Source organism: Streptomyces massasporeus, assembly GCF_014648995.1.
Taxonomy (GTDB): domain Bacteria; phylum Actinomycetota; class Actinomycetes; order Streptomycetales; family Streptomycetaceae; genus Streptomyces; species Streptomyces massasporeus.
Genome location: NZ_BMSE01000005.1, coordinates 142,333 through 161,924, shown reverse-complemented (window position 1 = coordinate 161,924; position 19,592 = coordinate 142,333). Strand labels below are relative to the sequence as shown.

At 73.1% G+C, this 19,592-nt stretch carries 14 protein-coding genes and 1 pseudogene; 9 read left to right on the top strand and 6 right to left on the bottom strand.

The window, feature by feature from the left end:
• Positions 1 to 109: 109 nt before the first annotated feature.
• Both IE153_RS14525 and IE153_RS14520 read right to left on the bottom strand, forming a co-directional pair.
• Positions 110 to 2,467: pseudogene (locus IE153_RS14525) on the bottom strand (type I polyketide synthase); the annotation flags it as partial.
• Between the two features lie 98 nt (positions 2,468 to 2,565).
• Positions 2,566 to 3,618, bottom strand: a complete 1,053-nt coding sequence (locus tag IE153_RS14520) for an acyltransferase domain-containing protein (RefSeq protein WP_189590121.1) — start codon at positions 3,616 to 3,618, stop codon at positions 2,566 to 2,568.
• A 178-nt stretch (positions 3,619 to 3,796) separates the two neighbouring features.
• Here IE153_RS14520 and IE153_RS14515 point away from each other — a divergent pair, with 178 nt between their 5' ends.
• The 5 genes from IE153_RS14515 (at position 3,797) to IE153_RS14495 (ending at position 9,693) form a co-directional block, all read left to right on the top strand.
• Complete coding sequence (locus tag IE153_RS14515; protein WP_189590120.1) at positions 3,797 to 4,843, top strand: ketoacyl-ACP synthase III family protein; 1,047 nt, start codon at positions 3,797 to 3,799, stop codon at positions 4,841 to 4,843.
• Positions 4,844 to 4,991: 148 nt separating this feature from the next.
• Positions 4,992 to 6,449 (top strand): alpha/beta fold hydrolase, encoded by a 1,458-nt coding sequence (locus IE153_RS14510; protein WP_189590119.1) that lies wholly within the window; start codon positions 4,992 to 4,994, stop codon positions 6,447 to 6,449.
• A gap of 34 nt (positions 6,450 to 6,483) precedes the next feature.
• Positions 6,484 to 7,704: an FAD-dependent oxidoreductase gene (locus IE153_RS14505; protein ID WP_189590118.1), complete on the top strand. Its 1,221-nt coding sequence runs from the start codon at positions 6,484 to 6,486 to the stop codon at positions 7,702 to 7,704.
• 28 nt (positions 7,705 to 7,732) lie between these two features.
• The gene (locus IE153_RS14500) at positions 7,733 to 8,956 is read left to right on the top strand and encodes a cytochrome P450 (protein WP_189590117.1); all 1,224 of its coding nucleotides are present in this window, start codon (positions 7,733 to 7,735) and stop codon (positions 8,954 to 8,956) included.
• 11 nt (positions 8,957 to 8,967) lie between these two features.
• Complete coding sequence (locus IE153_RS14495; protein WP_189590116.1) at positions 8,968 to 9,693, top strand: class I SAM-dependent methyltransferase; 726 nt, start codon at positions 8,968 to 8,970, stop codon at positions 9,691 to 9,693.
• A 51-nt stretch (positions 9,694 to 9,744) separates the two neighbouring features.
• Here IE153_RS14495 and IE153_RS14490 read toward each other — a convergent pair whose 3' ends face one another.
• The 3 genes from IE153_RS14490 to IE153_RS14480 all read right to left on the bottom strand — a co-directional run bounded on the left by IE153_RS14490 (position 9,745) and on the right by IE153_RS14480 (position 12,619).
• Entirely contained in the window at positions 9,745 to 10,731 is a 987-nt protein-coding gene (locus IE153_RS14490; protein WP_189590115.1) for an NAD-dependent epimerase/dehydratase family protein, read from the bottom strand.
• Positions 10,732 to 10,782: 51 nt separating this feature from the next.
• On the bottom strand, positions 10,783 to 11,934 hold the full coding sequence (locus tag IE153_RS14485; RefSeq protein WP_189590114.1) for a nucleotide disphospho-sugar-binding domain-containing protein: 1,152 nt from the start codon (positions 11,932 to 11,934) through the stop codon (positions 10,783 to 10,785).
• Between the two features lie 67 nt (positions 11,935 to 12,001).
• Positions 12,002 to 12,619 carry a dTDP-4-dehydrorhamnose 3,5-epimerase family protein gene (locus tag IE153_RS14480; RefSeq protein WP_189590113.1) on the bottom strand — a complete coding sequence of 206 codons (618 nt, stop codon included), beginning with the start codon at positions 12,617 to 12,619 and terminating at the stop codon, positions 12,002 to 12,004.
• Between the two features lie 162 nt (positions 12,620 to 12,781).
• On the opposite strand from IE153_RS14480, the gene IE153_RS14475 reads away from it, so the two are divergent.
• A complete protein-coding gene (locus IE153_RS14475; RefSeq protein WP_189590112.1) occupies positions 12,782 to 13,885 on the top strand; it encodes a winged helix DNA-binding domain-containing protein in 1,104 nt (367 codons plus the stop codon).
• 46 nt (positions 13,886 to 13,931) lie between these two features.
• Here IE153_RS14475 and rfbA read toward each other — a convergent pair whose 3' ends face one another.
• Positions 13,932 to 14,810: a glucose-1-phosphate thymidylyltransferase RfbA gene (rfbA, locus tag IE153_RS14470; RefSeq protein WP_189590111.1), complete on the bottom strand. Its 879-nt coding sequence runs from the start codon at positions 14,808 to 14,810 to the stop codon at positions 13,932 to 13,934.
• A 178-nt stretch (positions 14,811 to 14,988) separates the two neighbouring features.
• Between rfbA and IE153_RS14465 the strand changes: the two genes are divergently transcribed.
• The 3 genes from IE153_RS14465 to IE153_RS14455 are packed head-to-tail and all read left to right on the top strand — an operon-like array spanning position 14,989 to position 19,586.
• Positions 14,989 to 16,206 carry a class I SAM-dependent methyltransferase gene (locus IE153_RS14465; RefSeq protein WP_189590110.1) on the top strand — a complete coding sequence of 406 codons (1,218 nt, stop codon included), beginning with the start codon at positions 14,989 to 14,991 and terminating at the stop codon, positions 16,204 to 16,206.
• Positions 16,207 to 16,220: 14 nt separating this feature from the next.
• Positions 16,221 to 17,207, top strand: coding sequence for a dTDP-glucose 4,6-dehydratase (rfbB, locus tag IE153_RS14460; protein ID WP_189590109.1), 987 nt, complete (start codon positions 16,221 to 16,223; stop codon positions 17,205 to 17,207).
• A gap of 54 nt (positions 17,208 to 17,261) precedes the next feature.
• Positions 17,262 to 19,586 (top strand): helix-turn-helix domain-containing protein, encoded by a 2,325-nt coding sequence (locus tag IE153_RS14455; protein WP_189590108.1) that lies wholly within the window; start codon positions 17,262 to 17,264, stop codon positions 19,584 to 19,586.
• Positions 19,587 to 19,592 lie beyond the last annotated feature (6 nt).

Sequence of the window (19,592 nt, the reverse complement as noted above, 5' to 3'; positions counted from 1 at the left end):
AGGGGAGGCCGAACACATGGGCGCCCGCGGCGGTTTCGGCGACGTCCGCGGCCTCGTGCCGGGTGGCCATCGGGGCGCTGAAGCGCTCCGTGCCGTGGCCTACGGTCTCCGCGGCGAGGGTGGTCAGCGCCCTGCCCGGCCCGATCTCGACGAAGTAGCGGGCTCCGAGCCGGTGTGCCGTGCCGAGAGCGGGGCCGAACCGCACGGGAGCGCACACGTGGTGGACCCAGTACTCCGGGTCGGCGAAACGGTGGGGTTCCACCGGCTCGCCCGTGACGGTGGAGATGATCGGCGGACCGGAGGGGAGGTTCCAGGTGAGGCCTTCGGCGACGGACCGCAGCCCCTTCTGGACGGGGGCCATGAGCGGGGAGTGCCCGGCGACGGAGACCCGGAGCCGGCGGGTGCGGCGGCCCAGGTCCTCGAAGTGGGCTGCCGCCTTCAGCGCGGCCGATTCCTCGCCGGACAGGACGACGGAACGGGAGCCGTTGACGGCGGCGATTCCGACGAGTCCCGGGGAACGGTCCACCACCCGGCGGGCCTCGTCCTCCTCGGCCTGCACCGCCACCATGACGCCGCCCGGCGGGAGTTCGCCGATCAGCCGGGCCCGGTGGGCGATCAGCGTGGCCGCGTCCTCGAGGGACAGCGCGCCCGTCAGGTGTGCGACCGCGACCTCGCCGAGCGAGTGGCCGATCAGCAGGTCCGGCACGATGCCGAAGGACTCCAGCAGCCGGTGGAGGGCGACCTCGATCGCGAACAGGGCGGGTTGCGCGTGCTCGGTCCGGTCCACCTCCTGGCGTTCCCACATGGCGTCGGCGAGGTCGGCGCCGAGCACCGGTTCGAGCCGTGCGCACGCCTCGTCGAAGACCTGGGCGAACACGGGGAACTCCTTGTACAACCCCTGTCCCATGCCGAAGCGTTGGGCGCCCTGCCCGGCGAACAGGAAGGCGGTGCGGCCCTCACCGCGCGGTCCCTGGACGAGGCCCCCCTCGCCGTCGTCGGGTGAGCCGTCCGCCAGGGCGCGTAGCCGCTGGGCGAGTTCGTCGGGGTGCGAGGCGATCACGCCGGCCCGGTGGCCGAACGCGGTGCGGGCCGTCGCCGCCGTCCAGGCCAGGTCGGCGAGCGGCAGCGCCCGGCCGGGGCCTTCGACCGCCTCGGCGAGGTCGCGGGCCCGCCTCCTGAGGACCGTGGCCGTCGGGCCGGACAGGACGACGGGCACGGCCGAGACGGGAGCGTCCGTGTGCTCGTGACCGGCCGGGGCCGGTGCCTCGCCGAGCACCACATGGCAATTGGTGCCGCCGAGGCCGAAGGAGGAGACACCCGCGATGCGCGGCGCGTCCCCCGCGGGCCAGGCCCGGTGCCGCGCGCACACCTGTACGCGCAGTGCCTCCAGGTCGATGGCCGGGTTGGCGGTACGGAAGTTGAGGCTCGCCGGAAGCCGGCCGTGGAACAGGGCGAGGGCGGTCTTGATGAACCCGGCGATGCCTGCGGCGGCTTCCAGGTGCCCGATGTTGGTCTTGACCGAGCCGACCAGCAGCGGCCGGTCGTCCGGGCGGCCGTCGCCGAGGACGCCGCCCAGTGCGGCGGCCTCGACCGGGTCGCCCAGCGCGGTTCCGGTGCCGTGCAGTTCGACGTAGCCGACCTCGGCGGGTGTGATGCCGGCCTGCCGGCAGGCCGCGGCGAGGACCTCGCGCTGGGCGGCCTCGCTGGGCGCGGTCAGCGCCGTCCGGGCGCCGTCGCTGTTCATCGCCCCGCCCAGCAGGGTGCAGTAGACGCGGTCGCCGTCCGCGAGGGCCCGCTCCAGCGGTTTGAGGACCACGACGCCCGCGCCTTCGCCGCGTACGATGCCGTCGGCCCGGGCGTCGAAGGTGTGGCAGCGTCCGCGGGGTGACAGGGCGCCCAGCGCCTCCACCACCTCGTCGCCCTCGGCGGTGAGGTTGAGCTGCACACCGCCCACCACGGCCGCGTCGCATTCGCCCCGGCGCAGGGCGTGCACGGCCTGGTGCACGGCGGCCAGGGAGGAGGACTGGCCGGTGTCGACGACGAGGCTCGGGCCGGTGAAGCCGTGGAAGTGGGAGAGCCGGTTGGCCAGGAAGGTGCGGCCGGTGCCGGTCATCGTGTAGGTGGAGGGCGGCCCGTCACCGGCACGGCTGAGGAAGGCGTACTCGTCGGAGCCGGCGCCGACGAAGACGCCGACGGGCCCGGTCGACAACTCGCCCGGCGTGGTGCGGGCGTCCTCCAGCGCGTGCCAGGTGAGTTCGAGGAGCAGCCGCTGCTGCGGATCGAGCGCGGCGGCCTCGGGGGCGGGCACGCCAAAGAACTCGGCGTCGAACAGGTCGACGTCCGGCAGGTAGCCGCCGGGGCGGCGACCGGCGCGGATGCCGGTGCCGGGGCCGATGGCGTCCTCACCCGCCAGCAGCAGCCGCCAGAACGCGTCGAGTCCGTCCGCGCCGGGGAACCGGCACGCCATGCCCACCACGGCCACCGGGGCGTCCTGCGCCCCGGCGGTGGGCCGTCCCGGGCGGGTACGCGCGGCCTCCGGCTCCTGGCCGGGCTCGTGTGCGGGGGTCATGGCTTCCTCCCTGTCTCGGCGGGCGTGCGCGGGTGCGGGCCTGTCACCGCGCCGGCGGGTACGGCCGGCCCGGACAGCACGCACCAGGCCTGCTCCACGGACCGGATGTCGGCCTCGTCGCCGCGGGCACGGTCGGGCAGGAGGGGCAGGACCGCGCTGTTCCGGCCGGCGATCGCGCGCTGCCGCCTGGCGAGGGTCGACAGGCTGTTGCCGGGCCCCGCCTCGACGAGCAGGCATCCCGGGTGGTCGTCGAGCACGGCCGTCAGGGTCGGGGCGAAGTGGACGGTCTCGGCGGGCTGCCGGGCCCAGAACTCCGGGTCACGGGCCCGGTCCGGGTCGAGCGGGCCGCGGGTGTAGGCCGAGTAGAGGGGCAGTCGCGGCGCGGCGAGGCGCACGGCGTGCCAGGCGCGGAGCGAGGCGTCCACGGCGGGCGCGACGACGGGGCTGTGGAAGGCCTGGTGGGCGCGGACGTCCTGGCAGACCAGTCCGCGCCCGGTGAGGATCCGTGCCGCCTCGTCCAGCGGGGCGCGCTCGCCCGCGAGCAGCAGCTGCCGGGCGGCGTTCACCGCGGCCAGGTGCACGGTGGGCCCCAGGACGTCGGCGACCTCGTCGACCGAGGCGGCGACCGCGAGCATCCCGCCGGGCGGGGTGTCGGCGAACAGGGCCATGCGGTCGCGCATCAGCCGCATGCCGTCGGCGAATTCCAGGACGCCGGCGAGTGTCGCGGCGACCAGCTCGCCCACGCTGTGCCCGAACAGCGCCGCCGGCCGCAGCCCCTGCTCCAGCAGCATGCGGCCCAGGGCGTGCCCCACCGCGTAGAGCAGGGGCTGCGCCACGGTCACGTCGTCGTACTCGGGTGCCGGTGCGGGGGCGAGCCACTGCTCCCGCAGGCGCGGACCGTCCGGTCCGAGGAGCCGGAACGCCTCGTCCATCCAGGCCGTGAACGTCTCGTCGTGCCCGTGGAGTCCGGCCGCCATCCTCGGGTGCTGCGCGCCCTGACCGGCGAACATCAGGACGACGGGCCTGGCCCGCCCTGCCGTGTCCGGCATCTCCACCCCTTTCCTCGTGTCGAGCCGACGGTCGTTCCCGGGGGTCGAGGCGCGCCGGAGGCCCGTTCGAACCTCGGTGATCCGTCGCGGCTCGAGCCTGCTTCGACACCGCGGACCGACACTCCCCCCTCGGTGGCGGACGGCCGCCGCGGATCCGAGCGGTACACGGGGGAGGACTGTGGACGTCGCGGATGTGTACGTGTCCGGGGTCGGGCTGCATCTGGCCCGGCGCATGCCGGTCGGCGAGGTCGTCGAGCGGGGCATCGCCGACCTGCGGACGGTGCGCCGCTCGGGGATGGTCTCGGTGTGCGTCGGGGAGCGGTCGGGGCCGGAGATGGCCGTGCTGGCCGCCCGGGCCGCCCTGCGTGGGTCGGGGCGGGTGCCGTCCGACATCGGGGTGGTCCTGCACGCGAGCACCTGGTTCCAGGGGCACGACCTCTGGGCGCCGGCGTCGTTTGTGCAGCGCGAGGCGGTGGGCAACGACTGTCTGTCCCTGGAGGTGGGGCAGTTGTCCAACGGCGGCATGGCGGCGATGGAGATGGCCGTGGCCTGGCTGCGGGCGGACACCGACGAAGGTCCGCGCAGTGCGCTGATCACCACCGGGGACCGCTTCTGCCTGCCGGGTTTCGACCGGTGGCACACCGACCCCGGCACGGTCTGCGGGGACGGCGGGACCGCGCTCGTGCTGTCGCGGGGCACGGGTTTCGCCCGGCTGCGCAGCCTGGTGACGGTGTCCGACCCGTCCCTGGAGGCGATGGGCCGCGACGACGACGGCTTCGCCCCGGCGCCGCTGACCGCCCGGGCGCCGATCGGTGTCGCCGCGTCACGGGAGCGGCTGGTCAAGGAGATCGGGCTGACCCGGTTGCTGGATCTTCTCCAGGCGGGTCAGCGGGCCGCGTTCGACCGGGCGTTGGAGGAGGCCGGTGCCAAGGCGTCCGACGTCGCCTGGTTCGTCCTGCCGAACCTCGGACGCCCCAAGATGGACGCCCAGTTCTTCCAGGTGCTGGACATCGACCCCGAGCGCACGACCTGGCTCTGGGGCTCGGGGGTGGGCCACCTGGGAGCCGGTGACCCCTTCGCCGGCCTCGCCCGGCTGGCGGGCACCGGGGCCCTGCGACCGGGGCAGTTGTGCGCGCTGATCAGCGCGGGCGGCGGCTTCGCCTGGTCGGTCGCCGTCCTTGAGGTGACCGCCGAGCCCCCACCGACACCGTCCTTCGAGGAGTGAACGGGTGCCCGCCGCCCTGTCCCGACCGGCCGGGTCCACCACCGCCCTCCGGCTTCATCAACCGTCCTTCCACGCCGATTCCAGTGCCCGCCCCGAGACTTTGAGCCGATCACCGCACGTCCCGCCGACACGGAGGCCCTCCGACGACATGACGACCAGTCACCTCTCTCCGGACGCCCTGAACGGGTTCCGCGGCCGGCGACCCACCTGGTCGCCCGCGCCCTCGGGCGACGGCAGTGAACAGTGCACCGTCGAGGTGCCGCTCGACTACGCCCGGCCCGACGGGCCGCGGATCTCCCTGGCCCTGACCCGCATACGGGCCAAGGACCCGGCCCGGCGCCGCGGCATCCTGCTCGCGCTCAACGGCGGCCCCGGCGGCTACTTCGGCCTGGGCCGGGGCTTCCCCGCGGTCCTGGCCCGCACCCGTCTGCCCGAGGCGTACGACCTGATCGGGTTCGACCCGCGCGGCACCGGCGCGTCCACTCCGCTGACCAGCGAGATCACCCCGCCCAAGGCGCCGTTCGACTCGCGGCTGCCCGACGCCGACTTCCCCCTGCTCGCGGAGGACGCGCGGATCCGCGAGGAGGGCAACCAGCGGCTGGGCGGCGAGGCCCGCCGTCACCACAACACCCCCAACGTCGCACGGGACATGGACGTGATCCGGCAGGTGCTGGGCGAGGAGAAGCTCACCTTCGTCGGCTACACCTACGGCACGTACCTGGGCGCGGTCTACGGCGCCCTCTTCCCCGAGCGGCTCGACCGCTGCGTCCTCGACTCCTGCGTGCACCCGGACTGGTCCTGGCGGGAGCAGTTCATGGCCCAGGGCCGGGCCAACCGGGCCAACGTGGACGCGTGGGCGGCGTGGGTGGCCGACCGCGACGGGGAGTTCCGGCTCGGAGGAACCCGGGAGGCGGTGCTGGCGGCCGTCGAGGAGGCCGCGCGCAACACCGCCGAGCGGGCCGGCACGCAGCTGCGCACCCTCTTCGACGGAGCCATGGGATCGCGCTCGGCGAACCGGGCCCGCTGGGCCGAACTCGGGCATCTCGTACGCGAGTTGCGCGCGGGCGACGCGGCGGTGGCGGGTCGGTGGCTGTCCGACGAGCGGGTGTGGCCCCCGGCCGAGACGGAGGGCACCACACGGTGCGGTGTGCTGGACGCGGTCACCCTGGAGAAGGACTGGCCCACCGACCTCGAGGTCTACTACGAGGACATGCGCCGCTTCCGCGAGAACCACCCCTACGGGTACGGCATGTTGCGCGCCGCGCCGTGGGTGGGCGCCTTCCGTGCCTTCACTCCCCCGCAGCCGCCCGTGCGGCCGACCGGCGAGGGTCTCTCCCCCGGGCTGGTGGTGCACGCCGACGGCGACCCGACCGACCACTACGAGGGCGGGGCCGCGATGGCGAAGCGGCTCGGCTACCGGCTGATCACCGTGGCCGACTCCGGCCAGCACGAGATCTACGGGCTGGGCGGAAATCCCGCGGTGGACGCCCTGGTCGACGCGTACCTCGTCGACGGCGTCGTGCCCGAGGACACCGTGTGCGCGAGCACGGTGCTCCGCCCCGACCTCCCCTCCGACGGCACGCCCGGGGCCACCGGCCGCGCCTGATCCGGACCGGGTCCGACAAGCGAAGGAAGAACCCATGGCACGCGCACTCGTGATCGGCGCAGGCATCGCCGGCACGGTCACCGCGATCGCACTGCAGAAGGCCGGCCTGGATCCGGTCCTCTACGAGGCGTACGACCGGACCGCCGACGGCATCGGCAACTTCGTCAACATCGCTCCGAACGGGATCGACGCCCTGGACAGCATCGGTCTGGGCCATCTCGTGCGCGAGCACGGCTTCGACACCCCCGGGATCGCGTTCTACAGCCACACGGGACGGGCGCTGACCGGCGACGTACGCACCGACCGGCTCGCCGCCGACGGTCAGATCATCCAGACGATCCGGCGCTCGGACCTGTACGTGTCGCTGCGGGACGAGGCCGCGCAGCGCGGGATCCCCATCGAGTACGGCAAGCGGATCGTGGACGCCACCACGGCGGGAGGCACGGTCCGGGCCGTCTTCGCGGACGAGTCGCAGGCCGAGGGCGACCTGCTCGTCGGCGCCGACGGGCTGCGCTCCCAGGTGCGCCGCATCATCGACCCGGCCGCTCCCCTGCCTCGCTACCTCGGCGTGCTCAACGCGTTCGGCTGCGCGCGGGGCTTCCCCGCCGAGGGCCCGCCCGGGGTGATCCGGATGTTCTTCGGCAAGAAGAGCTTCTTCAGCTACACCAAGCACCCCAACGGCGACCTGTGGTGGTTCGCCAACCCGCCCTGCGCCGCCGAGCCCGACGGTGCGCAGCTGAAGGCCCTGCGGCGGGACTGGCGCCGCTATCTGCTGGAGCTGTTCGCCGGTGACCGGACCCCGGCGGCGGCGATCATCGCGGCCACGCCCGATCCCGCGCCACCCTCCCCGACGTACGACCTGCCCCGGGCGCCGCACTGGTTCCGGGAGGGGCTCGTGGTGATCGGGGACGCGGCCCACGCCGTCTCGCCCACCGCGGGCCAGGGCTGTTCGGTCGCCATGGAGGACGCCGTGGTGCTGGCCAAGTGCCTGCGCGACGCGCCCGGCGTCGACCGGGCGTTCGTCACCTACGAGGCGGTGCGGCGCAAGCGCGTCGAGGACATCGTGGCCCAGGGCAAATACAACAACGAGGGCAACATGCGCCGCGGCCCGGCCGGCCGCTTCCTGCGCAACTACTTCATCGCCCGGGCCTTCAAGAACGCCGGTGGCTCCGATCCCACCTGGATGAGCAGCCACCACATCGACTGGCACGCACCGGCCGACGGCGACGGGCGCGGACTGCGGACCTCGTCGTGACCCGTTCAGCAAGCAGAGGAGACACCTGATGACCAGCACCGCGGACGTCTCGGGCGCGCCGGAGACCTTCCCCTTCGTCCGTCCCGGCCCGTTCACCCCTCCCGAGCAGTACGCGGGCATGGTGGCGCAGGGCGTCACTCCGGTGACCCTCGCCAACACCGGTCTGCGCGTCTGGACGGTCACCGGGCACGAGTCGGTGCGCCGGCTGCTGACCGACCCGCGGGTCAGCGCATCACGCAAGCACCCGGGCTTCCCGTTCTACTTCGTGGCACCGCCCGAGGCCCGGACGGAGACCTCCTTCATCGGCTACGACCCGCCCGAGCACACATCCGCGCGCGGCAAGGCGGCCGCGGCGTTCACCTACCAGCGGGTGCAGAAACTGCGCCCGCGCATCCAGGAGATCGTCGACGAGCACGTCGACCGGCTGCTGGCCCTGGCGCCTCCGGTGGACTTCCACCGCCTGTTCTCCCTGTCGCTGCCCACGACGATCATCTGCGACATGCTGGGCATCCCCCAGGGCGACCACGACTTCATCATCGAGCACAGCAACAACATGTTCGGCATCCACAGCACGCCCGAGCAGCGGGTCGCGGCGATCGTGGAGGTCAACGCCTATGTCGAGAAGCTGGTCGAGGTCCGGGAGGCCGAGCCTGGCCAGGACCTGACGAGCCACATCATCGCGGAGTACCGGGCGTCGGGCGAGGAGTACACCCGGCGGGACCTGGTGAACATGGTCCGGATGCTGATGAACGGCGGTCACGAGACCACCGCGAGCATGCTGTCCCTGGGCACGGCGTGCCTGCTGGAGCACCCGGAGCAGCTGGCGGAGCTGATGGCCGACCCGGAGACGCTGATCGGCCCGGCGACCGAGGAACTGCTGCGCATGGTGACCATCGGGGACATCGGGGTGCCCCGGGTCGCCCTGGAGGACATCGAGATCGACGGCACGGTCATCCCGGCCGGCGACGGCATCCTGTGTCTGCTGCTGACGGCCAACCGCGACCCGGAGGTCTTCCCGGAGCCGGAGAAGCTGGACCTGCGCCGTGGCAGCCGCAAGCAGATGGGGTTCGGCTACGGCGCGCACCTGTGCATCGGCGCCGAACTGGCCCGGCTGGAGATGCAGATCGCCTGGACGACGCTGTTCCGGCGCATCCCCACCCTGCGGCTCGCCGTGCCGCTGGACGAGGTGCCCCGCAAGGAGGGCGCCATCGTCTACGGGGTGCGCGAACTGCCCGTCACCTGGGACGTGTGAGGGGCGGCGGGATGCAGCAGGAAGCGTACGGCCCCCAACTGGCGGAGATCTACGAACTCGTCTACGCCGCGCGCGGCAAGGACTACGCCGCCGAGTCGGCCGAGGTGACCGCGCTGATCCGAGGCCGCAGGCCGGACGCCTCGTCACTGCTCGACGTGGCGTGCGGGACCGGCGGCCATCTGAGGTTCTTCCAGGAGCACTTCGCGACCGTGGAGGGACTGGAGCTGTCGGAACCGATGATCGCCCAGGCGGCGGGCCGGCTGCCCGGGATCCCCGTGCACCCGGGCGACATGCGCGACTTCACCCTCGGCCGCCGCTACGACGCGGTCAGCCTGATGTTCAGCTCGATCGGCTACACGCGGTCGGTCGACGAACTGGAGAGCACGCTCGCCAGTCTGGCCCGGCACCTCACCCCGGGCGGGGTGATCGTCCTGGAACCCTGGTACTTCCCGGAGGCGTTCCTGCCCGGCTACATCGCGGACGATCTGGTGCGCACCGAGGACCGGGTCACCGTGCGGGTCTCCCACTCCCAGCGGCACGGGGACGAGGTACCGATCGTCGTGCACTACATCGACGCGCGGAAGGAGGCGGGCATCCGGCACTTCACCGACGTCCACCGCATGCGGCTGTTCACCAGGGAGCAGTACGAGACGGCCTTCGAGAAGGCCGGCTGCTCGGTGGAATACGTGGGTCCGGGGCGGTTCAGCTGCGGTCTGTTCGCCGGCGTACTGAAGTGACACCGACGTGACGCCGGCGCCCTGAGGCGCGGCAGGGGCGAGCGGCCCCCTTCAGGCTTCCGCCTGGAGGGGGCCGTCCGTCGTCGCCGCGGTCCACATGGCGGCGAGGGACTCCGCGAGACCGATGCGGGGGTGCCAGTCGAGCAGCCGCCCGGCGAGCCGGATGTCGGCTCGGGTCCAGGCGCCGCCGAGGCCGGAGACGTCCCGGGTGCGTTCGTCGATCAGGTCGGTGGAGTGCCCGGCCGAGGTGACGAACAGCCGGACCAGGGTGCGCATGTCGGTCGCCCGGCCGCTGCCGATGTTGAGCGCGTGCCCCGTCGCCGGGGCGTGGACGGCCCTGACGACGGCGTCGGCGAGGTCGCGGACGTCGACGAAGTCCCGCCGGGCCCCGGTGAGGACCACCGTCATGGGCTCCCCGGTGCTCAGGGCCCGGCGCAGCATGCCGACCAGCTTGCCGGGGAAACTCGCCGGTGAGGGATGGGGCCCGCAGACGTTGGCCGCCCGCAGCACCAGTCCGTCGGTCCGGCCCGCGCGCACGGCGTCGAGCACGGCCTGCGACCCGGCGAGTTTCGTCAGGGCGTAGGCGCTGCCGGGGCGCGGGGGGATCCGTTCGTCGATGAGCGTCCCCGGAGGGACGTCGCCGTACTCGTGCAGCGTGCCGAGGTGCACGATGCGGGACCGCCAGGGCAGTTCGTCCAGGGCCGTGAGCAGCCGGTGCACGAGGGCGACGTTCACGGCGTCCAGGTCCTCGTCGGCCCGGGCCCAGCCGTCCGTCGCGTTGAGGGCGTCCGTCGCGTTGACGACCGTGTCGATCCGGCGGGCTCTCAGCAGCTCGGTGATGCGCTCCCGGCCGACGTGGGCGAGGTCGAGGGGTTCGAAGGCGTACGGGCGGATGTGGGGCGCCGGGTGGCGGGCGACGACGAGGACGTCGTCGCCGCGGCCGGCCAGGGCGGCGCACACGTGCCGCCCCACCCAGCCCGTTCCGCCGAGGACGGCCACGCGTCGCCGTGGGTCCGCGGGCCGGTGCGGTGTGGTCATGCCGTTCTCCCCGTCCTGCGGGCGGCCGGTGGCCGGCCGCCCGGTTCCCCCTCAGGCGCCGGCGGCGTGCCCGGTGACGAGTTCCTCCAGTACCGGCACGGTGAGCCCCGGGGACGGCTGGCGGGCGATGTCGTCCGCCACGGCCCGGGCCCGGTGCGCGTGCGCGGGGTCGTCCAGCAGCGCGCGGACGGCCTCCAGCATCGACTCGGGTGACAGCTCGGGCGGGTGGATACGGCGTACCGCGCCGAGGTCGGTGAGGCGGGCGATGGCGTCGAGCGGCTTTCCGCGTCCGGGCACCACGACCTGCGGCACACCGTGCACGAGGCACGCCATCATCGTGCCGGGGCCGCCGTGGTGGACAGCGGCGTCGCAGCCCGGCAGCACGGAGGTCAGCGACTGCCAGCCGGTGGCGATGACGCTGTCGGGCAGCTCGCCGAGTTGTCCGACGAGGTGGTCCGCCACCGCGACGACCAGGTCCACGTCCAGCGCTCCGAGCGAGCGGACGATCTGCCCGAGCATCGGGGCGCCGCCGATCTGCGGCTGCACGGACCCGAGGGTGACCAGCAGCCGGGGGCGGGTGCGGGGGCGCAGCACCCACTCGGGCACGGTGCCCGGCTCCCCGTAGGGCACGTAGCGCAGCGGCCTCGTGCCGGGGGCCGGATCACCCAGCAGGGGCGGGCAGTTGTCGAGTATCAAGGCGGGCTCGGGGAGGGCGCCGAGTCCGAGTTCCTTGAGTTCCGGGGCGAGTTCGTCGGCGATCCAGGGGTCGACGGGCAGGTCGCCGGGGCCCACGACGTGCTTGACCCAGGGGATGTCGTGCCGGGCGGCAGCCGCAGCGGCGGCGGCGTAACCGTACGACTCGGCGACGATCAGGTCCGGGCGCCAGCGTTCGACGAGCTGGGCCGTGCCCTCCAGGGTGCGGGCGGCGAGCCGGCCGAAGCCGCGGCCGATGCCCTCGGCCATCTCCTCGTCGGTGTCGGGCACCTGGACGCGCCCGCCGTCCCGGTCCTTGGCCATGACCTCACCCATGTCGAGGGGGCCGTAGACCGGCGCCATGGGCAGGCCGGAGCCGCGGACGGGCCCCTCAAAGCTCTCGGGAGCCGCCACGAGCACCTCGTGGCCTGCCGCGCGCAGCGCCCACGCGAGGGGCACGATCGGGTAGTACAGCGGGTGAGCTGGGCCGGTGGCCACCAGTGTCTTCATGCCCGGGAACGTAGGAGGGCGGGCCGGAATGGCGCTCGAATCCGGCTGGGACGGTCCGGGCGCGCGATCAGGCTCCGGCGCGCGGTGCCGTGAGGGCGTCCTCGAGCTTCAGGCACTCCTCGTAGTCCGGCAGCAGTCCGGCGTCCCGGGCCTGGGCGAGGGTGGGGGCCACCCGGTCCCGTTCGGAGACGATCGGCCGGACGTCCCCGGGCAGCGGCAGACCGAGCTCGGGGTCGAAGAGGGACAGAGCCAGTTCGTTGTCCGGGTCGTATTCGAGGGAGAGGGTGTACGCCATGGCGGTGTCGTCCTGGAGCGCCACGAAGGCGTGTCCGACGCCGACCGGGAAGTACACGGCCCGGAAGCCCACCGGGTCGAGGACGACGGCGTCCGAGCGGCCGAAGGTGGGCGAGCCGAGGCGGAGGTCCACGACGATGTCGAGGGCCTTTCCCCGGACGCAGTACACGTACTTCGCCATGCCGGGCGGGGTGCGGGTGAAGTGCACTCCGCGGACGACACCGCGCCGGGAGAAGCTGCAACTGGTCTGGGCCACGGGGAAGAGCGGCCGGCCGGTCGTGCGGACGAACGCCTCCGACTGGAAGGGCGACACGAACAGCCCCCGGTCGTCCCGGAACACCTCGGGGGTGAAGACGCGCGCACCGGCGACCTCGAGCTCTCTCGATTCCATGGCTGGGGACTGTGGTCCGGCCGCCTCGAAGCGCGCTACAGGTCCGCTCCAGGCAGTCGCCCTATCGCGGTCAGCGGCTGACCGCGATCGAGGCTAGGTTGGCCGGGCGGGACACCGACTGCCCGTCGCCGTGCTCGGCGCGTACACAGGCGAAAGGACGCCATGGCCGAAGTTCTCACGCGCCGGGCCCTCAACCGGGCCACGCTGGAACGCCAGTTGCTGACGGGGCGCACGGACCTGTCCGCCCCTGCCGTCATCGAGCGGCTGGCCGGTCTGCAGGCGCAGGATCCCGATCCGCCCTACATCGGGCTGTGGAGCAGGATCGAGGGCTTCCGGCTGGACGAGCTGACGAAGCTGCTCGAGGAGCGTGCGGTGGTGCGCGCGACCCTGTTCCGGGGGACCCAGCACCTGGTCACGGCGGAGGACTATCTGTGGGTGCGGCCGCTGCTGCAGCCGATGCTGGACCGCTGGCAGAAGGCCGCCTTCGGCAAGCAGACGGCGGGTGTGGACCTGGCCGAGCTCGCCTCCGTGGCCCGGTCGGCCCTCGTCGGCGGCTCGCTCGCGCGGCCGGAGCTCGGCCGGCTGCTGGCGGAACGCTGGCCCGGACGCGACCCGGTCGCTCTGGCCCGCTCGGTGCAGGGGCTGCTCGCGATCGTGCATCCGCCGCCGGACGGCACCTGGGGGCGCCGGGGCACGACGCCGTTCACCCTGGCGGAGGAGTGGCTCGGCCGTCCGCTCGCCGGAGATGCCTCCCGGCGGCAGCTCGTGCTGCGGCATCTCGCCGGATTCGGGCCGGCCACCGTGAAGGACGTCCAGGCATGGAGCGGCACGACGCGGCTGCGGGAGGTCGTCGAGGAGCTGCGGCCGGAGTTGCGTGTGTACCGGGGTGAGGGCGGTGAGGAGCTGTTCGACCTTCCCGGGGCGCCGCTGCCCGACCCGGACACGGTGGTGCCGGTGCGGTTCCTGGCCGCGCTGGACAACGTGGTGCTCGGTCACGCCGACCGCTCCCGGCTGATGACCGACGACCAGCGCCGGCACATCATCGTCGAGGCGGCGGTGCTCGTGGACGGCCGCGTGCGGGCCCTGTGGGTGATCAAGCGGGAGGGGCGAGGCAGGACGACGGCGGTGCTGACCGTGAAGTGCTTCTCCCCGCTGAACCCGCGCGAAGAGGCGGAGGTCACGGCGGAAGGCGAACGCCTGCTGCGATTCGCGGCCGAGGACGCCGAGCGGCACGACATCCGCTTCGTCCCGGTGGCGGACGGCTGAGCCCGCCGGCGCCTGCTCCGGTCTGCGGCAGCAGGCGCCGGCCGCCTCAGCCGTCCGCCAGTTCCATCGCGATGGTCCGCACGTACGCCCCGTACTCCGAGGGACCGATCCGTACGCCCAGCCGGTAGCACTCGTCGCTGTCGATATAGCCCATGCGCAGGGCGACTTCCTCGATGCAGGCGATGCGTACGCCCTGCCGGGCCTCCAGCGTGCCCACGTACTGGCCGGCCTGGAGCAGGGACTCGGGGGTGCCGGTGTCGAGCCAGGCGAAGCCCCGGCCCAGGTTGACGAGCCGGGCCGCGTCCCGTTCCAGGTACCAGCGGTTGACGTCGGTGATCTCCAGTTCGCCGCGTTCCGAGGGCCGGAGGGTGCGCGCGACGTCGATCACGTCGTTGTCGTAGAAGTACAGCCCGGTGATCGCCGTGTTGGAGCGGGGCTTCTCGGGCTTCTCCTCGATCGACAGGAGTCTCCCGTCGGCGTCGACCTCGCCCACGCCGTACCGCTCGGGGTCGTGCACCGGGTAGCCGAACAGCACACAGCCGCGCACGTCCGTGCTGTGCTCGGCCAGGACGGAGTAGAAGTGGTGGCCGTGGAAGATGTTGTCGCCGAGGATCAGGGCGACCGAGTCGTCACCGATGTGGTCGGCGCCGATGACGAACGCGTCGGGCAGGCCCGCGGGCCGGTGCTGGGCCCGGTAGGTGAGGGACAGGCCGAGCTGGGAGCCGTCGCCGAGCAGCCGCTGGTACTGCGGCAGGTCGAACGGCGTGGAGATGACGAGGATGTCCCGGATGCCCGTGAGCATCAGCACGCTGAGCGGGTAGTAGATCATCGGTTTGTCGCCGACCGGTAGCAGCTGCTTGGAGACGCCGAGGGTGAGCGGCCTCAGCCGCGTTCCCGAACCGCCCGCCAGAATGATCCCCTTCACGGGTGTCTCCCGCCCTCCGCTCGCGGTGAAAAGGTACGCCGCTCATTCAGTCACCCGGTATTCGAGGGCGCCTCGACGACGACTCGACAGGGATTCCGCCGACCGGCGGCACCGGAAATTCCAACGGCATCTAGCAGGCGTCTAGTTCCTTTCAAGGAACCCGTCCTAGCGTGCGAGCATGACCACTTGCCGAGTCTGCCGGAGTTCCGTCACCGAGTTCTTCGATTTCGGTCGCCAGCCGCTGTCCGACGCTTTTCGCCGACCCGAGGAGAAGTCGGAGGAGTTCTTCTACCGACTCGCGGTCGGCGTCTGCGAGGAATGCGCCATGGTGCAGCTCATGGAGGAGGTCCCGCGGGAGCGCATGTTCCGTGAGGACTACCCCTACCGCTCGTCCATGTCGTCGGTGATGCGGGAGCACTTCACCACGACCGCGCGTCGACTGCTGGCGAACGAGTGCCAGGGCGAGGACCCCTTCGTGGTCGAGGTCGGGTGCAACGACGGCGCCATGCTGAAGACCGTCGCCGCCGCCGGCGTCCGCCACCTGGGCGTCGACCCCTCGCGCGACGTGGTGGAACTGGCGGCCGCCCAGGGCGTGCGGGTGCGCTTCGACTTCTTCCAGGAGTCCACCGCCCGGGAGATCAGGGCCGCGGAGGGGCCGGCGGACGTCATCTACGCCGCCAACACCATGTGCCACATCCCCTACGTGGACTCGGTGTTCCGAGGCGTGGACGCGCTACTGGCCACGGACGGCGTGTTCGTCTTCGAGGACCCGTATCTCGGCGACATCGTGGAGCGGGCGAGCTTCGACCAGATCTACGACGAGCACTTCTACCTGTTCTCCGCCTCGTCGGTACAGGCTGCGGCCCGGCAGTACGGCTTCGAACTGGTCGACGTGGAGCGGCTCCCGGTGCACGGCGGCGAGGTGCGCTACACCCTGGCCCGCGCGGGCCGCCGGCAGCCGAGCCCGGCCGTGGCCGAGCTGACCGCCGAGGAAGGGCGCCGACAGCTCACGGACAGCACGATCCTCGAACGGTTCGGCATGCAGGTGAAGCGGAACTGCGAGGAGCTGACCGCGCTGCTGCACCGACTGCGCGACGCCGGGCACACCGTCGCCGCGTACGGGGCCACGGCGAAGAGCGCCACAGTGACGAACTACTGCGGCATCGGCCCCGATCTGATCCCCGCGATCTACGACTCGACGGCCGCGAAACAGGGCCGGCTCTCCCCCGGTGCGCACATTCCCGTGAAGCCGATCGAGGAGTTCTCGGCGCCCTACCCTGAATACGCGCTGCTCTTCGCGTGGAATCACGCCGAGGAGATCATCGCCAGGGAGAACGCTTTCCGGGAGCAGGGCGGAAAATGGATCCTCTACGTGCCGGACGTCCGCGTCGTCTGAAAGCGCGAACTGCCATGACCAGAGTGCTCGTCACGGGCGGAGCGGGTTTCATCGGCTCCCATTATGTGCGTACCGTCCTCGGCCCCGGCGGCCCGGGTGACGTCACCGTCACCGTGCTGGACGCCCTCACCTACGCCGGCAACCGGGCGAACCTCGCGCCGGTGGCGGACCATCCGGGGCTGACCTTCGTCCAGGGGGACATCTGTGACACCGAGTTGGTCGACGCGCTGATGCGGGCGCACGACCACGTGGTGCACTTCGCCGCCGAGTCCCATGTCGACCGGTCCATCGACAGCGCGGCGGACTTCGTACGGACGAACGTGACGGGTACGCAGGTCCTGCTGGACGCCGCGCTGCGCCATCGGGTCGGGCCGTTCGTCCACATCTCCACCGACGAGGTCTACGGGTCCATCGACCAAGGCGCGTGGGGCGAAGACTCCCCGGTCCGGCCGAACAGCCCGTACGCGGCGTCCAAGGCGGCCGGGGACCTGCTCGCCCTCGCCCAGCACCGCACGCACGGCCTGGACGTCCGGGTCACCCGCTGCTCCAACAACTACGGCCCGTACCAGTTCCCCGAGAAGCTGATCCCGCTGTTCATCACCCGGCTGCTCGACGGCCGGGAGGCCCCGCTGTACGGCGACGGGGGCAACGTGCGGGACTGGCTGCACGTAGAGGACCATGTCCGGGCCGTGGAACGGGTGCGGACGCGGGGGCGCCCGGGCGGGACCTACAACATCGGCGGCGGTACACCGCTGGCCAACCGCGATCTCGTCGACCGCCTGGTGCGGGCCTGCGGCGCCTCGTGGGAGCAGATCCGCTGGGTCGAGGACCGAAAGGGCCACGACCGGCGCTACTGCGTCGACCACTCCAGGATCACCCGCGAGCTCGGCTACGGACCGACCGTCCCGCTGTCGGCGGGTCTGGCCGAGACGGTGGCGTGGTACCGCGCCAACCGCGCGTGGTGGGAACCGCTCCTGCGCCCCGCGGGCCGCGCCGTGTGACCCCTGCGACCTGCGCCCGAAGGGTGCGCGGGCCGCCGGACGTATCATCGCGCGGTGGGCACTGGGGTGGGGATCGCGGCGCCGTTCGGCCGGCTGCTGCGCGGATTGCGGCAGAGTCGCCGGCTGACGATCGAGGAACTGGCCGAGGCGTCGGGCATCTCGGGGCGGGCCATCGGGGACATGGAGCGGGGCCGGAGCCGGCGTCCGCACCGGGGCACCATCACCGCGCTCGCCCAGGGCCTGGATCTGGACGAGGCGGCGCACGCCGACCTCCTCGCGGCCGCCCGGGCGGCCCGTCCCGGCGCGCGGCCCGCCGAGTTCGCCAGGGCCTCGCCCCACACACTGCCGCGGGGTGTACGGGACTTCGTCGGCCGGCAGGCGGAACTGGCCGTGCTGCGCGCCCTCGCCCACGAGGCCGCCGAGGGGCGAGGGGTCGCGCCGCCGGCGGCCGTGGTGTCGGGTCCGCCCGGCAGTGGCAAGACCTCGCTGGCCGTCCGGCTGGCCGAAGAGCCGGGGTGGCCCTGTCCCGACGGGGCGTTCCTGGTCGACATGCGAGGACTGGACGAGCGGCCGCTGCCGGCGGAGCAGGCCGTGGCCGGGCTGCTGGGCTCGTGGGGCGTCGGGGACGCCGAGCTGGCCCGGCTGACCTCCGAGGAGCGCCTCGCGCGCTTCCACGAGATCGCCGCCGGGCTGCGCGCGGTCCTGGTCCTGGACAACGCGGGCAGCGAGGCCCAGGTCAGACCGCTGCTGCCGCGGGCCGGGCGGCTGCTCGTGGTGGTGACGAGCCGCCGTACGCTCACCGGTCTGGAGGGAGTGCGGCGGGTCGAACTCGGGGCGCTGAGCCCGCAGGAGTCCGCCGCACTGCTGCGTGCCGTCGTGGGCGCCGGGCGGGTGGACGCCGAGCCGGGGGCCGCGGACGTCGTGACCGAACGGTGCGGGCATCTGCCGCTGGCGCTGCGGGTGGCCGCGAACTGGGCCGCCACCCGCACCAACTGGAGCCTCGATCGGCTCGCCGGCCGGCTCGCCGACGAGGACCGCAGGCTGGACGCGCTCAGCGCGGGCGATCTGCGGGTCAACTCCGCCTTCGCGCTGTCCTGTTCCCGCCTCGCGCCCGAGGCCGCCCGGACGTTCCGACTGCTGTCGCTGCTGCCCGGCGGGGACTTCGGCGCGGCCCCGGCCGCCGTGCTCGCGGACGTGCCCCTGGCCGACGCCGAGGACCTTCTGGAGGAACTGCTGGAGGCCGGGCTGCTCATGACGTCTCGTCAGGACCGTTACCGGCTGCACGACCTGCTGCGCCTGTACGCGGCCTCCCGTCGCCGTGCCGAGGAGGGAGAGGAGGCCTCGCGCGCGGCGCGCTCGCGGTTGCGGCACTGGCTGCTGGACACGGCCGTCCTGGCCGGCCGCTGGCACGAGCCGGACTACGGCATGCCACCGGCGGACCCCGGCCGGCTGGTCGCCCTGGACGACCGTGAGCAGGCGGCGCGCTGGATCAAGACCGAGGGCGACACGTGGCTGGCCGCGTTCCGCGAGGCCGCGGCGCACGGCGAGCACGCGCGGGTCGCCGAGGTCGCGGAGGCCATGCACTGGTTCTCCGACCACTGGGTGTCCTGGGGCCACTGGGTGGAGGTCTACGAGCGGGCCGCCGCGGCCGGGGCCGCCCTGGGCGACGCCGCGCTGGAGGCGACCCACCGCAACTACCTCGCCTGGGCGTACTGGGCGTGCGCCCGCCGGCACGACGAGGCGGTGGAGTCGGCCACGACCGCACTGCGTCTCGCCGGGACGGCCGGCGACGTCCGCCAGCAGGCGTGGGCCCACGCCTATCTCGGCTGGCTGCGGGACACCGCCGACGATCTGGCGGCCGCGGCCGACCACTATCACCGGGCGGCGGAGCTGTTCACCGAGGCGGACGACGTCAACGGCTATCTCCAGGTGTCCTGCGGGATGATCCGGGTGCTGCGCGGAGCGGGGCGCGCTCAGGCTGCCGTGGAGACCTGCCGGGGCATCATGGACACGCTCGCGGATCCCCGCCACCGGGACCGGATTCCGTCCAACGTACGGGAGTTCACCGCCCTGTCCGCCGTCTACGCGGTGTCGTTCGTCCATCTCGACGAGGGGCGGTGGGAGGAGGCCGTCGAGGCGCTGCGGTCCATACGCGGGCAGTTCGACGACCGCGGGTGGCACAAGCAGGCGGGCAAGGTCCACCTGCATCTGGCGCATGCGCTGGCCCGGCTCGGCGAACGGGCCGAGGCCGCCGCCGAGTACCAGGCCGTGCTCGCGCTGGAGAGCCGCGTTCCCGCGGACGTGCGGGACGAGGCGCACACCGGCCTCGCCGCGCTGACCGCGGGCCGGCCGGTGCCGCTCGTCCGGTTCGTGCAATGACCGACC